Source organism: Allomesorhizobium camelthorni (genome assembly GCF_011045125.1).
In the GTDB taxonomy this organism is placed as follows: Bacteria; Pseudomonadota; Alphaproteobacteria; order Rhizobiales; family Rhizobiaceae; genus Allomesorhizobium; species Allomesorhizobium camelthorni.
This window is the reverse complement of the sequence record NZ_JAAKZF010000106.1, coordinates 1-14,967: the sequence shown is the minus strand read 5'-3', so window position 1 is coordinate 14,967 and position 14,967 is coordinate 1. Positions and strand designations below refer to the sequence as shown.

The following is a 14,967-nucleotide window of genomic DNA, read 5'->3' as shown; positions in this document are numbered from 1 at the left end:
CTCAGCCTCGATATTGTTGGGCGCCTCGCGATAAAGCGGTTGCTCCGCCACGCCGAATTTGCGCGCTGCCTCTGCCATGCCGGTTCCAGTTCCTTCTCAGCCCGAACTGAACGAAGCTACTTGTCCCGGCATTAAAGTGGCGAATGGGCCAAGGAGCGTGTCAAAGGGCACCTCGACCAGATCGCAAGCCACTGATTTTGCTGTAGCCGATTCGTGCAGCGGGAGCCATCAGTGGGTTTTTCTCATGATGGGTTTGACGCCCTGGAATCGCTGCGTCGAACCATTACACCGAGTCCGGCACGGGTCATCGTAAAGCTTTGGTTCAGCGCCAGGACAATTGGTTGCGCGGCAGCCGGCACTCGGATCGATCACCTTGACTTGATGCGGCAGTCCCTCGCCCCAGCTCCAAAGCCATCCGTTTATCCTTGCAATTCGGGAATTGCGCTCCATAAATGCAAGGATGATAGAGCGCCGCATAGCAGCCGACCTTAGCGAACTGCTCGACAGCATGCCCGCCGTCGCTCTCATCGGGCCGCGGCAGGTCGGCAAAACGACGCTTGCGCTCACCATAGGCGAACGGCGCCCATCCATCTATCTCGACCTGGAGTCCGATGCAGACCGCGCCAGGCTTGCTGAGCCGGAGCTCTATCTCGCCGAGCACCAGGACAAGCTGGTGATACTCGACGAGGTCCATCGGCTGCCGGGCCTATTCCAGAACTTGCGTGGGCTCATCGACCGCGGACGCCGCAGCGGGCAAAAAGCCGGTCGATTTTTGCTGCTTGGGTCCGCATCGATCGATCTTCTCAAGCAATCCGGCGAGACGTTGGCAGGCCGCATCGCCTATCTCGAAATGCACCCCATCGATGGTCTCGAAATACCTGCCGGCGACATAAGCTCTCTATGGGTGCGCGGCGGGTTTCCCGACAGTTTTCTCGCCACAAGCGATCGCGCCAGCCAGCGCTGGAGGCAGGATTTTATCCGCACCTATCTGGAGCGCGACATTCCCCTGCTCGGTCCCCGTATTCCGGCCGAAACGCTGCGCCGCTTCTGGACCATGCTGGCGCATCACCAGTCCAGCCTCCTCAACGCGGCGGAATTCGCACGCGCGCTCGGCGTGGACGGCAAGACGGTCGCTTCCTATCTCGACCTGCTGGTCGATCTCCTCCTGGCGCGCCGGCTGGAGCCATGGCACGCCAATGTAGGCAAGCGGCTGGTCAAATCGCCGCGCATTTATGTCCGCGACAGCGGCATCACCCATACGCTGCTCGGCCTTACTTCGCAGGAAGATATACTCGGTCATCCCGTCGCCGGTGCAAGTTGGGAGGGTTTCGTCATCGAAACGCTCATCGCGACCGCGCCGGACGGGACTCAGAGCAATTTCTACCGCACCGCCGCCGGCGCCGAAATCGATCTTCTTCTCACCTTTCCAGGGCGGCGCCCCTGGGCAATCGAGATCAAGCGAAGCCTGACTCCCAAAGTTGAAAGAGGCTTCCATGAGGCCTGCGAAGATCTCAATCCCGAGCGGCGCATCGTCGTCTATCCGGGCATGGAGGCCTTTCCGCTGAAGAACGGCGTGGAGGTCTTGCCATTGACGGTCATCGGCAAGGACATTCTGGAGCGGCGCTGACGAAATATGCGTACAGCGCCTCATCACCCCTGCCCTCGCCCAGGCGCGGCAGACACCGAATGACCGCATTCTCGCGCTTAGGCGCAACGCGACAAACTGCGCGGTTGGCGATCGTCATCCCGTCATCCTTGACATCGACCCATTGGCCTTGAGCGCCGCCATCAGCATCGGCCCGACCGAAAACTCCCCTGCCCTGGCCTTATCGGTCAGCACGCGCAGATAGCCGCCGGCCGAATTGATGTGCTGCGCCCGCTGCAGGATGCAGGCAATCACGATAGCTGCGATTTCCTGCCCCATCACATGGCAGGCGTCCTCGTATGCGGAAGGCGACACGCCGAGATAACCGCGCACCTGGGCCGCCGTGACCATCAAATCGCGCCAACTGCCGATCCCGTCGACGGCGTAAACCCCAATTTCAGGGCAGGCCTTCAGCACCAGCCCCAGCGGATAGCCTTTCGGTTTCTCGGCCTCCCTCGTTCTTGGCTCGGCCGTCGCCCCGCTTTTTTCCAAAGCAGGTTCAAATTCAAAAATGGAGTCGGTGTTTGAATTAGATTGCTGCCGCTCGCTTTGAGAGTCATTGCCGCTCGGATTCGTGGATTTCATATGGATTTCCAGCAGGTTATCCACTTCGTCATGCAAAGCTGCCAGATCGGCCACAATAGGCTCAAGCTCGGGGATGCCTGCTCGGCGCGGAATTGCCTCCACAACGCCGCGGAAACGCTTCCACAGGCCTGCCCAGTCTCCAGGCACGTCTTCCTCGACGGCTGCCTCAATCAGCTTCTGGATATCCCTGCGGTGCAGCGTGATGCGTTCCCTCATAAGCCTGAGCGCTCGGTTGTCCGCACGGACACGCTCGGCGGCAGCCTCGAACTCGTATGCACGGACCAGCAGCGGCGCCAGCGAGAAGCCAAACGCTTCCTCGATATCCCCTCCTCTGCCCTTGCGAGCGTAACGCTTGCCGTTCGGGCTGTCTCGACGGATGATCAGCCCGCAATCCACAAGGGCCGCCAGGTGTCGCCTGACTGTGGCATCAGGCATCCCGTGAGCTCTGAGGGACAGCTGTGCGTTCGATGGAAACACGATCAGGCCGTTTTCCTCGCTTAACTCACTGTCCGGGTAAAACGACAGCAATGCGTTCAGGACGGCCAGGGCGCGATCGCCGATGCCGACGATGCTTTTGCCCTCGCAGAGATTGCGGTAGATCTGCCACTTTTCGACGATCCTGCCCTGAGGAATCTCACGTGACTCTTTTTGCGCTGCCAACATGGCAAGCGACATTGGCCGCCGCCCAAAGGGCGTCGTTGCAATACCTGTCTCCATTTCTTCCTTCGCCTTCTAATTTGGCAAAAGAAATCTGCTCGCCGAATCGGCGCTTAGACTCTTGACAGTGATTCGCGGAAATGCGATTCTCAGTTCGCTACAACTTTGAGAGAGGCTTCCACGGCTAAGGTCGTTCGGGGGCCTTTTTCTTTTGCGGTTTACTCCTGCTTCGATTTCCTGTTTGTCTGCCAGTCGGCATAGAGATCATCCAGCCGTTCTGTCAGATATGCGCCGAAGCCCTCATCGGCTCCGGCGGTCTTGAGGGAGAGCGTATAGGCCGTCCCGGTGTCCTTGATCTTTGCCGCGACCTTGCCGCCGTTCGGTTTCCACTCGCTGACTGTCTGTTCTCGCTGCGGCTTTTTCGAAACCTCAGCAAAAACCATCATGAAGCGTTCGTCCGATCCCAAGGCCTCGAATTCGGGCCTCTCGATGGCATTTCTAGCGGCTTCCAGCGCTTTGGGATCAGTGATCTTTTCGGCGATATCCATCCACCTGCGGCGGCCCATAGAGGGTGCGGCACCAATGGCTTTGACTAGGTTGCCCGGAATGCTCTTGGCGACGGACAACAGTTTCGACAGTTCCGTCTTGTCAGTGCTCAACGCCTGCATGATCAGATCGCGGCCGAAGCCGTGTGCTTCGAGGCTTGAGGCAAAGACCGCTCTCTCGATGTAGGAGAGGTCCTTTCTCGCAGTGTTTTCGATGCCTTGAGCGACGACCAGTTCATTGTCTGATAATGGCCTGACAACCGCCCTTACCTTCCGCCTCAGGAGTCGGATAGCACGAAGCCTCCTATGGCCATAGGCAACCTGATATCGTCCTTCGAGATCGGGGTGCTGCCTGACGAGGATAGGCAATTCCTGGCCGTTTTCCTCGATCGACCTCACAATATCGTCTGTTGCGGTTACCTCGCCGTCGAGGCGGTCACGTACGAATGAGCCGTCAATGAGTTCGGGATCGAGTTCGACAACCCTCTCACCGGACTTCAAGGCTTCCTGAAGCTCTCTGGCTTCCTGATCCATGCGGTCGAGGGCAAGTCCCATTGTCCTTACGGGCCCCGCCAGAACACGACCGCCGTCAGCCGCTTCGGAAAAGTTGGCCGCGGCCAACTCTCGCGTCGTATCGGCAAATATTCCGCTCAGAACGTCTCGTCTGCTCATGGCCGGCCCCATGCCTTTTTGATCCCATCGAGGATTTCTCCGTTGACTGCATCAAGGGATTCGATTGCCCGGTCGAATGTCGAGCGGCGGACTTGTCCTCGTTCGATTTCATAGAGCGTCTGTTTCGTGAGTCCAGCATCGGCGATCGCCGTCGACTTCAGGACTGTCGCCGCCAAAACCTCGTCCCCGAACAGACCTCTCAGCAGGGCAACGATCTGTGCCTGCGGACCGTCGTGCGGCTCATGGCGCGTTATGACATACCGGATGAAATCATGGTTCAGATCGCCGCCTGCATTCCGGACGACCGACAGAAGGTCGGAAGTCATCAGCAGAAACTGCGACATTGACGCCACATCGACCATCTGAGGATGGACGGTGATCAGAAGCGATGTCGCCGCGCAAACCGCACCAAGCGTCAGGTATCCGAGCTGCGGCGGACAGTCGATCACCACAATGTCGTAATCGGCTTCGACTTCGGCCAAGGCCATGCCGACGCGTCGGAAGAAGATCTCGTAGTTGCTTGTCTTCCGCGCCATCAGCGCAGTCGGGGTTTCGTGCTCGAACTCCATCAGTTCCAAGTTTCCGGGAACGAGGTCGAGGCCAGCGAAGTACGTTTTTCTGATTATTTCCTTCAGCGGCCGCCGTTTCTCGTCGTAGCGGATCGCACCATAGAGCGTATCGCCTTCCGCTAGATCGAACTCCGGCTGAACACCGAGCATCGACGACAACGAAGCCTGCGGGTCGAGATCAACCGCGAGAACACGATATCCCTGCAGGGCAAGATACTGTGCCAGGTAGATGGATGTCGTTGTCTTCGCACTGCCGCCCTTGAAGTTGGCGACGGCAATCGTCTGAAGCTTTTCGCCGCTCTGCCGCCACGGAAGGTAAGTGAGTGCATCCTTCGGTTTGATAGCAGCCATGTACTGCCGCAACTCATGAATTTGGGCGAGAGAGTACGACCGTCGTCCAGTCTGGGACACCCCGGGTGAAGGGCCTTTGCCGTCTATTGAAAGCTGCCGTAGGTAGCCGTCTGATACCCCGACGAGCTGAGCGGCTTCACCGGAGGTGAACGTCTTCAACATCTTCTGGGAGGACGGCGGGAACAGGCGCTCTCGCAGTAACTGCAGCTGCATAGACAGCTGGCGCGCATGATGAGAAATGCGCGCGTCCGAAGAAACGGCCGTCGATACGTTTTGATTCTGCAACATCGATTTCCCCTTTCGATGCGCTTTTTAGGCAGGAATTGCTAAAAAACCGTATCGAAAATGGCATGATTCGGTAACCATGCCAAGAACCCTTATGAATCAACGGTTTCCGGTGATCGATGGTCGAAAGTTGGCCGCGGCCAACTTCTTGTTCCTTACGAATCGTATCGCGATAATAGTGCCCTCTGTCGTGGTCGAACTACAGAGTTGGCCGCAGCGCACATTACGTCGCGTTCAGTCGAACGGACAAGGCCGCGAACCCTTGAAGGTCCGATCTTCTGTAAATGTTCGATCAACTCCCAGCGCTTGGGCTGATGATCGAAAACAGCTGCACGGGTGAGCTAAAGGTGAACGCGGCAACAGGATCGTCTCCTTAGCCACTCTCCAAGTCTTGGTGTAATCGCCTGCCATTTCATAGAGAGCAGCGGCAGCGCTCCGGTTGCTGCGTATCTGGATGACTGCACGTTTCATTCGGCAACCTCCTGTCAATCTCCACAAGGAAGTCCTCGACCGTGGTGAGGGCGATTCATTGCCATCCAGATGGCAATGATCCCCTTTCCGCGTTCATTGTCGAAGCCGACAATTCACTCGCCGTCGCGGCCAAGGAACGATCGGCATTTGTAGGAATGGCGGCTTCCAGGGACTTCACAGGCCATTGGAGCAGGGGATGGTCTCTCTATAGCCCGCTTGCCTTGGTGAGATTGACCCGGAAGCGGTCTCTGCGGCGCTGGTAGCGGCGGGTCATCTCGGGCGACGCGTGGCCGAGCTGCTTTTGCGCGTAGCGTTCATCGACCTCGGCCACAGAGGCAAGCCCGGCGCGCAACGAATGGCCCGCGAACTTTTGCTCCCGTTCGCTTTCCGACAGATCGCCGCGCACGCCGGCGGCCAGCACCGCCCTTTTGACGAGACGGGCGACTTCCTGGTCGTTGAGCCGCTCGGCGCCGACCTTTTTGCCTTGGCCAGTCACGCGTCGGAACAGCGGACCATGGGCTATACGGCCGAACTTCAGCCACGTCTGCAGCGCAACGACCGGGCAGGTCGCGTCGGTGGAGCCGCGGCCGATTTCAACCTCGCGCCAGCCGGTTTTGCCGCGCAGCGTCACCAGAATACCTTTGTCGAGAACCTCGACCCAGCCGCGGCCGTCTTCGGTCTGATCGCGGCCGACGTCGAGGCCGACGATCTCGGAGCGGCGCAGGCTGCCGGCGAAGCCAAGCAGCAGCATCGCGCGGTCGCGCAGGCCTCTGAGCGTGCCGCGATCGAGCGTTTCCAGCATGGCGATCAGGTCTTCCGGCAGGATCGCCTCCTTCTGCCGGGGCGGTGCGGCATGGCGATTGCGGATGCCGGTCATGACGGTGGCGATGTGGCGGTCTTTTCTGTCCAGCGGCTGGCCGCGCTGGGCATAGTTCCAACTGAGGGAAGACAGCCGGCGCTCGATGGTCGACACGGAGTTCGGTTTCTTGTCGCCGGTCGCCGTGCCTGAGGCGCACGCCGTGATGTAGAGCCCGACGACCTGTGCATCGGGCGGCAGCATCTCGATGCCCTGGCGCCGGCACCAGCTCGCAAAATGTCGCCAATCGGAGACGTAGGCACGGCGCGTATTGGCCGAACTCGCGGCTTCGACATAGCCGCGTGCCCTGTCGGCCAGGCCCTCGAGATGGCCTGGAAGCCGATATTTCTCGCGTCCCCGTGCCAGCAGGAGAGGGGAGGGGGGCTCTTGAGCCTCCTCTCTGTGCCGTCCCATTTCCATCACCACATTGATAATCTCCGGGAGATCGTCCTCGTCAGGATTCATGCCGCTGGCCCTCGGTGTACGCATTCAATGCGCATAGTGTTGAACTCTTGGACCATCACGTGTATCTCTATCGCCCAAACAAAATCGAGATCGAACCCATGGCCCGCGCAGCCCTTGATGATACCGATCGGATGAACATCCGGGTGAAGCCGGAGGTGAAGGCACGTCTGCTGCGCGCCGCGGCGCTGCGCAACACCGACCTCACCAGCTTCGTGACCCAGTCGGCCTTGCGTGAAGCGGAAACCGTCATCGCCGAAGCGGAAGCCATCAGGGCCTCGGAGCGCGATTTCACCCGCATCCTCGACCTTTTGGACAATCCGCCGAAACCGAATGACAGGCTGCGCGCCGCCGCCGCTGCGCTTCCAAAAGACCAGTGACGCTTCCGGTCTGGCACGAAGAGCCGATCGCGAAGGCCCATGACCGAAATGCCTTCGACTGCGGTGATGTCGAGCTGAACATCTTCCTGCAGCGTTTTGCGCGCCAGGGCCGCGAGCAGAATGCCGCGAAGACCTTTTGCGCGGTTCCCGACAAAACGCCGAACAAGATCCTCGGCTACTACAGCATCGCGCCGGCATCGGTCGCGCACGACGCCGTCCCCGAGACGATGACGAAGGGCCTGGCGCGGTACAAGGTGCCGGGTTTCCTGCTGGCAAGGCTCGCCGTCGACAGGACGGTGGCGGGAAGGGGGCTGGGCGGCCAGCTCCTGCTCGCGGCCGCGCTGCGCTGCATTCGTGTTTCCAAGGAAGTTGGGGGCGTCTTGATGATCATCGAGGCCAAGAATAAGCGTGCTGGACGATGGTATGCCAGCTTCGGCGCCGAGCCGCTTGCGGATCGGCCGCTGACACTCGTGGTCCCGCTGGCCACCTTCGCCAATGCATTGCACGCCAGCGGGCATCTCTGATCGCGGTGCCAAATCGATGCGCGTCGGCGACATTGCCCCCCAACATCTGCTCACGACGTCCCACAGCCTTCTCTCTCGTCGACCGGAACGTCCAGAGGGAAGCTTTCCGGCCTTCTGCGCGACGACAGAGGCCATTTCGCATGAGTCTCACAAAACGAACGATAATGCAACATTATCGTTCGTTATGCGTACGCGACAGGCTGTGCGTTTATTAGCGCTAACGATGGCGTAAAGCGCACGTCTGATTTATTCTTTTCTCCATGATTCGTGCCGATCCATCACCTCTTGTCGCTCCTCTGCCGCCGCGTGTGCCGGGCTGGGCGCTGCCAGACGGGCCGGTTTCGAGCGATGCCGATGCCGCGTTTTGCGCCGGGGCAGCCTTGACTTCGCTCGATAATCTGGTGCGTTCGGAGCCGCTCTGGGCCGGAGCGTGGCGCCAACGTTTGGCGCTTAAATGCGCCGCCTCCGCCGTTCGGCTGGCCGGTCGCAGCGAGGACGAGGCCGCCCTCCGCGATGCCTGGTATCTGCGTCCTCCCGACACCGATCCCGGACCTGCCGGCACTGTTTTGGGCGCCTGGCGACAACTGGCGTTGCGGCCGCCGGTGGTCAAGGCCGCGAGACTGGCCGAAGTGGTCGAATTGCTCGGTCTTCGTTGGGACGACGGCTTTGCCGATCTTCCCGACGTCATCGACGATCTGACCCGTTCCAGCCGGCCGGCGCCGTTTGCCGCCGCGGCGATCGCCGGCCACGTGGTCGCAATGCGGTCGGAGGCCGAAACGCTGGGCTGGTGGTGTGCCGATCTGGTGCTGGCGCAAAAGCTGCGCTGGGCGCGGCCAGTGCCGCTGCTGATGGCGCAGATTTTTGGGCCCACATTCCGTGGTGAGGTCGGGCACGGCAAGCGCGCCCGGCCGGGAGGGGAGGGATTTGAGCGGGCAGTGTGCCTGGCGCTCGCACAGGGTGCGGCGGAGGCGAGCAGGCTGGGCGGAGAAATTGCACGCCGTGCGGACCGGCTTGTGGCGGTGGCGCCGAAGCTGCGCGCCAAGGGGGCGGGAGAGGCGATCACAAAACTGCTCGACGACGATGCCGTCTCCGGCTCGCTCGTGACTAAAAACCTGTCCCGGTTCGGGTCGCGGCGGCTATTCGACCGGTTGATGGAATTCGAGGCAGTGCGTGAATTGTCGGGACGGCCGACCTTCCGGCTGTATGGGCTCTAGGCGATGGCTGACCAAACCGCCCAGAGAAAAGAAAATGCCCAGCCATCGCTGCTCGATACCGAGTTGGAACATCTGCCGCCGGAGCTGCGCTGGCGCGAATGGATGGGTCGCGTCGAGGCGGTGATTTTTGCGGCCAACACGCCAGTGACGCGCGAGACGCTGGCGCGTGTCGTGGGACGAAGCTGCAACATCGACCTGGTTATCGACGACATCCGCGAGGAATTGCGCGCCAGGCCCTATGAGCTGGTGTCGGTCGCGGGCGGCTGGCAGCACCGCACAAAAAAGGTGTTCGCCGACGTCATCCGCGCGGCAACTGGGCAAACGGATACGGTGAGGCCGCTGTCGCAGTTGGAGGCGCTGGTGTTGATGTGTGCGGCGTATTTCCAGCCGATCACGCGCGGCGAGCTCTCCAGCTTCTTCGGCAAGGAAGTCAGCCGCGACCTCATCGGCGTTCTTCGGTCGCAGGATCTTATCGCCTCTGGTCCGCGCAGTCCGCAGCCTGGTGCGCCCTACACTTATGTCACGACGAAAACCTTCCTGTCGCACTTCGGGTTCGACACGCTGCGCGACTTGCCGGATTTCGAGGCGCTCGAGGATGCTGGATTGCTCAGCAAGGAGAAGCTGCTGGCCGGCGACATCATGCCGACCTTCGCCGAAGAGAAAAATCCCGACGAAAGTTCCGACGACGATGGACCGGACGCCGGCGCATTTCATGAACGGCGCCTGCGCCCCGAGTTATAGGCTGGTAATCGTGGGGATGGGCGACCCCTGCCATTCAAGGCGCCAGATGCCACCCTGTCTGAGATTTTGAACAAGGTCGGGATAGAAGGCGGCGAGGCAGGCGCCGTCCTGGTGTCGCACCGTTCCGCCTCCTCCCATGCGCGATCATCGTATGCGAGCGGTTCGATGGACCGGACGATCTTCCGCGCGCCTAATCTTGACAGCGGACATCAGAGCGCTGTTGTTCTTGGGATTCGACCGCTGTTTCATTTTTGCGGAACCCGGAAATCGCAAATAGTTTGCCAGCGAGGAAGATGGCGATCGCGCGTGCGAGATTAACCGCCGACCCAAATTGCTGCCTTGTGCCGCCTTGCGCACTCCTCCGCGAACCGAAGGTTCCGCGCTGCGCCTTCCGTATCTCCTCTGGCGGAGAGCAGCATGGCTCTGGAACGCGCCAAGGGTGGCTCGAATTGTGCTTCGCCGAAACGCGCTACCCTTTCGTCATGCTGGTCCAGGAGAACGCCCGCGTCGTCGAGCCGCCCGACTGCGACATAGGCGTCCGACAGCAGCGTCGCGAAAAATGCCTGCCAGTTCTCGAAGCCGGTCATCGCCCAGAGCCCTGCCCCCTCCTCCATCTGCCTGATTCCGGCTTCGGTCTCGCCGCGCCGGACTTTTACCCATCCCTGGCAGACGAGCGACATGGCGGCCATTTCGGGAAAGCCCTGACGTCCGGCAAATTCAAGACCTTCCTCGCTGTAGCGCGCAGCAGTTGGCACATCGCCCCGCAATATCGCGGTAACGAAATTCGCGAGCAAACCGAACCCATAGGCATGCGGACGCTTGACCAGCTTCGCGATTTCGAGGGCGGATCGGGCAAGGCGCGCGCCCGCTTCCGTTTCGCCCATCACAGTATGGGTCAATCCGAGATAGAAACTGCCGAAGACGCCGAACTCCTTCAGGAATCGCGTGTAGAAGTTGCGATGGAGCTCCGGATCGTAGCGATCCACTATAGCGCTCAAATGCGCGAAAGCCGCGGCATTGTCGCCGCGATGCCAAGCCACCAGACCGCGCATTGTATGTGCGGCGAGGAAGGCGCCGTCCGACGGTTCCGCCTCCAGGATGTCGAATATCTCGTCGGTCGTTGCATCGGCGTCGGCGAGCCTCCCGCAAGCCCACGCGTGCAGCGCGGCGTTGTAGATGACGGGAACCAGGTTGTCTGGGTTGTCCTGGCCGCGCAACAGCGTCAGCGCACGCGCCTGGGCGGCCCCGAAAGCCGGGCTGCCCGGGCCGCGGGTCACCATCAGTGTCGGGCCCTCGATGGCGCGCAACCGAAGCTCGAGCCGGTCGCGCTCAGGCCCTTCGGGCAGCGATTCGATCGCAGCAAGGCCTTGGGTGATATGCGCGAGCGCTTCGGCGGCACTGCCCTCGCCGGCCGCCGCCATTGCCGCCGCAAGGCGCCACTCAGCGGATTCGGCGTTTCGGCCGGCCTCCAGCAGATGCTTCGACAGCACCTCGGCTGCTATCCTCCGGCCGTCTTCCTCCGACAGCATCGCGTCTGCCACGGTCCCGTGCAGACGTCTCCGCTCGGCGGTGCTCAGCGACGCATAGACGGCATCCTGAACCAACGCGTGCTTGAAGCTGGCGGCGCCACGGCTGCCCACGCCCGCGTCGCGATGCGCGATGTCCGCTGTCTCTAGGGCATCGAGCGCCTTGTCGAAAGCATCCTTGCCGAGATCCGACAGTTTCATGACCAGCTGCAAGTCGAAGACGCGCCCTACGGCTGCCCCAATCCGTGCCACCTTCTGAGCGTGCGGATTGAGTCGATCCAGCTTGTTCTGCACAAGTCCGCCTAACGTCAGCGGAATGTTTCTTTGTTCCGCAGTTCCTGTTGCCTGGCGCGTGCCGAAGCTTTCTGCGAGCATCAGCGCGTATTCCTCGAGGAAGAGCGGAACCCCGTCTGATTTCTCGACAATGGCCTGCAGCGTCTTGCCGTCCAGCCCGGAGGTTCGGCCAGCCGCCCTGGCCAGTTCGACCGCCTCGGCGTCACTCAGGCGTTCCAGCCGCACGACTTCGCCAAGCGCGTTCAACCGGTCGGCGAAAGGTCCCTCCGGGCGAGTGGTCGCAAGCACGACGGCAGCATGTTCGGGCGCATTCCTGACCAGGTTTTCCAGGAACTCCGCCGACGTGGGATCTATCCAGTGTACATCCTCGAAGACCAGGAAAAGCGGGCGGCCAGGCGTCGCCGTGCTGAACACTTTTCGCGACAGAATCTGGAACGCCATACGGCGCTTAAGCAGGATGCCGATGTCTGCATTGGCTTCCTGCGCCGGGCCACTGGACGCCACCACGTCCATCAGTATCGCGGTCTGTTCCTCGTCGGCCTGCCAGGCCGACTGGAACAATCTGCGAAGCTTGTCGCGACGGGTTTCCGGCGGATCGTCGGCATTCACGCCGGAGATCCAGTCGAGGTAATCTTTCACCGGGTGCAGCGAGGAGAACTGGTGTATGGGCGAACATTGAAGCGACAGGTAACGGACGCTCTCCTGCGCTTCATTGTGCCGCAAGGCGTCTATGAGCCTCGATTTGCCGATACCGGGCTCGCCAACCAGAACGGCGGCGCCACCGCTCCCGTCCGACGCCTGCGCCATCATTTTGCGCAGCAGCGTTAGCTCTTCGGCGCGCCCGACCAGCGGCGTGCGCCGCTCGCCACGTAGCGCTTCGAAGCGGCTGAGCCCTTTGCGCCGCCGCGGCTTTATGCGGTAGACGGATTCCTGCCGCTCGAAGCCCTTCAGCGATTGCTGCCCAAGATCTTCGAATTCAAAGGCTTTTCCGACCAGCTTCCGCGTAGCAGCGCAGACGTTCGCGGAGTTCTCCAGAGCGAGCGCCTGCAGCCGCGCCGCCTTGTTCAGGCAGGCGCCAACAACGTTCTCGCCGTAGTGATCACCTGGCTTCTGGTGGATTATGACGCGACCGGTAGCAATGCCGATCCGCGCGGCAAGCGCGCAACCTCCAGACTTGCTGCTCATCTGCTTGAGGTTCTGAACGATGGCCCATGCAGCCTCTACGGCACGCAGAGGATCGTCTTCCGTTCCTCGGGGATATCCGAAATAGCTGATTACACCGTCGCCCAGATAGTTGGCGACGGTGCCGCCTTGCGCCCGCGTCGCCTCCGTGCACAGGCTGTGATAGACGCGCAGGAGATCGCTGAACGCTTCTGGTCCCTGCTCCTCTAGCAGTGTGGTCGATCCCACGAGGTCAGCGAACATCACCGTCAGCTGGCGATTTTGAGACGGAGCGCTCTGGTCCTGCGTCGGAGAGGCGGCAATAAACTGGTCAAGCCGGTCGAGCGGCCCTCTAATGGACGTCGACATGATCTTGGACGTAGATGTCGTTGCCAGCCGCTGCATCGAAGGCGCTCAGCGCGAACATGATGAGCATGTCGTAGTCGAGCGCGACCGATCCCTTGTTGTCGTTCTGCGGCAGCGAGCCAGGTTTGTTCTGGAACCAGCGCGACCACATCTCCGATCCTGGAGGGTACATCGGAAACAGCGTGCCCTCGCGCGGGAATGTGCGGTTCGGCGACGGATAGAGATTGGCCACAAATGGGAACTGGGCTGTCCCGTGGCAGCTCAGGCAGGACGACGCATGCAGCACCGGGACGCGAGTTCCGTCGGTCAAAAGCACATCGTGGCGTTCCGCCACATCAATCGGTCCCGACAGTCGTCCGCCCCAGCCGAGGGACGATTTCGCAAACGCCGGCGCTTCATCGTTGATCCAGGTCTCCTGTAGGGGGCCGCCGTTCGGATCCATGCCGTTGGGCTCGCGTGCGAAAGCGGGGTCGTTGCCCCACATAGCGCCGAGCGGCACTAGCCTGTCCCATGTCGTCTGGCCGGGCGCGTCCAGTTTGTAGACATAGGTAACGAAGACCCAGCCGGTCTGCGGCGAGGCTACGCTGTCCTTCACGATGATGTCGAACTGCAGCACCCTGAGCGGAACGACCTCAGGCTTGGCGTTGGTATAAGGATTGTAGTTGGGGCCCTCGAGCGCCTCGACCGTCGGACGGTATACATTCCAGATTGCCGCACCCTCGAGCACTGGCCACTGTTCCGGTGTTGGGGTCACGGCGGCCGCCTTCACCACCATTCCACCCTCCGGAAAGGAAACCACGTTCCGGTCGGGATTGAATGGATTGGCCCACAGCTTGTTCAGCATCGTGGCGGACAGCGGGTCATAGTAGATGACGGTGTGGTTCTGCATATCTACCGCCAGCGGGGGATAGGAATTGTTGGGATCGACGAATGTCTCCTTCGTGATCACCTGACCCGAGAATGCGCCAAGAATCGACTCCTGTCCGCTCTCGGGATCGGTGACGCCATTCGGCCCCTTGGTGCCGTCACCTTGCCAAATCATGCCGTACCACCCGTTCGCCGCCGGGTCCCAGCTGTCCGTCTCGTCGATCATTCCCCTCATCGACGGCTCGACGAAGGCCTTAAGCGCGGCCACGTATTCGTCGGCATTGTCGATCGTGAGCGGAGCGCGCGGCGCGACCGCGAACCACTTGTTTTCGGCGGTTTCCGGATAGTCGTAGTTCAGGCTACGGTACGTGCCCTGCCATTGGCTCTGATCGGGATAGAGACCGTTGTTCGAGGCAAATGGATCGGCGGCGAATACCGGCGACATCAGGGCCATCAGGAGCGGTGGGACGGACACTGCAATTTGAGAGCGAAGCCGACTGAGTCCCTGCCACATACGAGGCGCCCCCGATCCGGATAGATTTCCGAACCTCAGTTTAACATGGAACATTGAATCCGCTAGAAATCCTTTATCGATCCGAAAGAGCGGCCGCAGTTGCAGCACAAGGTTGGACATCAACGCCACGCCAGATCATCCGCAAACGACACCAAATGACAGCATAGACAGAACGCATCGATCATGGGTGCGTCTGCGCGGAAGGTGAATTTAGTTACTGTTCTCCCGGGCGGTTCTCGTGCAATACGATGCATTAACAACGACTTAGTTGCTAATCTTCGT

At 61.0% G+C, this 14,967-nt stretch carries 11 protein-coding genes; 5 read left to right on the top strand and 6 right to left on the bottom strand.

The features are described 5' to 3' along the window. Window positions 1–460: 460 nt before the first annotated feature. Window positions 461–1,627, top strand: a complete 1,167-nt coding sequence (locus G6N73_RS31655) for an ATP-binding protein (RefSeq protein ID WP_165033893.1) — start codon at window positions 461–463, stop codon at window positions 1,625–1,627. A 114-nt stretch (window positions 1,628–1,741) separates the two neighbouring features. Here G6N73_RS31655 and repC read toward each other — a convergent pair whose 3' ends face one another. The 4 genes from repC to G6N73_RS31635 form a co-directional block, all read right to left on the bottom strand. Beyond that, a complete protein-coding gene (gene repC, locus G6N73_RS31650) occupies window positions 1,742–2,947 on the bottom strand; it encodes a plasmid replication protein RepC (RefSeq protein WP_165033892.1) in 1,206 nt (401 codons plus the stop codon). A gap of 158 nt (window positions 2,948–3,105) precedes the next feature. Beyond that, window positions 3,106–4,104, bottom strand: coding sequence for a plasmid partitioning protein RepB (gene repB / locus G6N73_RS31645; RefSeq protein ID WP_165033895.1), 999 nt, complete (start codon window positions 4,102–4,104; stop codon window positions 3,106–3,108). Next, window positions 4,101–5,309, bottom strand: a complete 1,209-nt coding sequence (repA, locus tag G6N73_RS31640; protein ID WP_165033894.1) for a plasmid partitioning protein RepA — start codon at window positions 5,307–5,309, stop codon at window positions 4,101–4,103. The genes repB and repA overlap by 4 nt, the downstream gene beginning before the upstream one ends. Window positions 5,310–5,985: 676 nt before the next feature. Next, on the bottom strand, window positions 5,986–7,101 hold the full coding sequence (locus tag G6N73_RS31635; RefSeq protein ID WP_246252730.1) for a site-specific integrase: 1,116 nt from the start codon (window positions 7,099–7,101) through the stop codon (window positions 5,986–5,988). Between the two features lie 98 nt (window positions 7,102–7,199). On the opposite strand from G6N73_RS31635, the gene G6N73_RS31630 reads away from it, so the two are divergent. The 4 genes from G6N73_RS31630 (at window position 7,200) to scpB (ending at window position 9,957) form a co-directional block, all read left to right on the top strand. Continuing rightward, window positions 7,200–7,478 carry a type II toxin-antitoxin system TacA family antitoxin gene (locus tag G6N73_RS31630; RefSeq protein ID WP_165033890.1) on the top strand — a complete coding sequence of 93 codons (279 nt, stop codon included), beginning with the start codon at window positions 7,200–7,202 and terminating at the stop codon, window positions 7,476–7,478. Continuing rightward, window positions 7,475–8,002 (top strand): GNAT family N-acetyltransferase, encoded by a 528-nt coding sequence (locus tag G6N73_RS31625; protein ID WP_165033889.1) that lies wholly within the window; start codon window positions 7,475–7,477, stop codon window positions 8,000–8,002. The genes G6N73_RS31630 and G6N73_RS31625 overlap by 4 nt, the downstream gene beginning before the upstream one ends. A 260-nt stretch (window positions 8,003–8,262) precedes the next feature. Then, window positions 8,263–9,216 carry a DUF1403 family protein gene (locus G6N73_RS31620; RefSeq protein WP_165033888.1) on the top strand — a complete coding sequence of 318 codons (954 nt, stop codon included), beginning with the start codon at window positions 8,263–8,265 and terminating at the stop codon, window positions 9,214–9,216. A 3-nt stretch (window positions 9,217–9,219) separates the two neighbouring features. Further along, window positions 9,220–9,957 (top strand): SMC-Scp complex subunit ScpB, encoded by a 738-nt coding sequence (scpB, locus tag G6N73_RS31615; RefSeq protein ID WP_165033887.1) that lies wholly within the window; start codon window positions 9,220–9,222, stop codon window positions 9,955–9,957. A 314-nt stretch (window positions 9,958–10,271) separates the two neighbouring features. On the opposite strand, the gene G6N73_RS31605 is transcribed toward scpB, so the two are convergent. Together G6N73_RS31605 and G6N73_RS31600 are read right to left on the bottom strand one after the other, a co-directional pair. Then, complete coding sequence (locus tag G6N73_RS31605; protein ID WP_281353006.1) at window positions 10,272–13,307, bottom strand: AAA family ATPase; 3,036 nt, start codon at window positions 13,305–13,307, stop codon at window positions 10,272–10,274. Continuing rightward, complete coding sequence (locus tag G6N73_RS31600) at window positions 13,291–14,616, bottom strand: hypothetical protein (protein ID WP_165033885.1); 1,326 nt, start codon at window positions 14,614–14,616, stop codon at window positions 13,291–13,293. Before G6N73_RS31600 ends, G6N73_RS31605 begins: the two co-directional genes overlap by 17 nt. Between the last annotated feature and the right edge of the window lie 351 nt (window positions 14,617–14,967).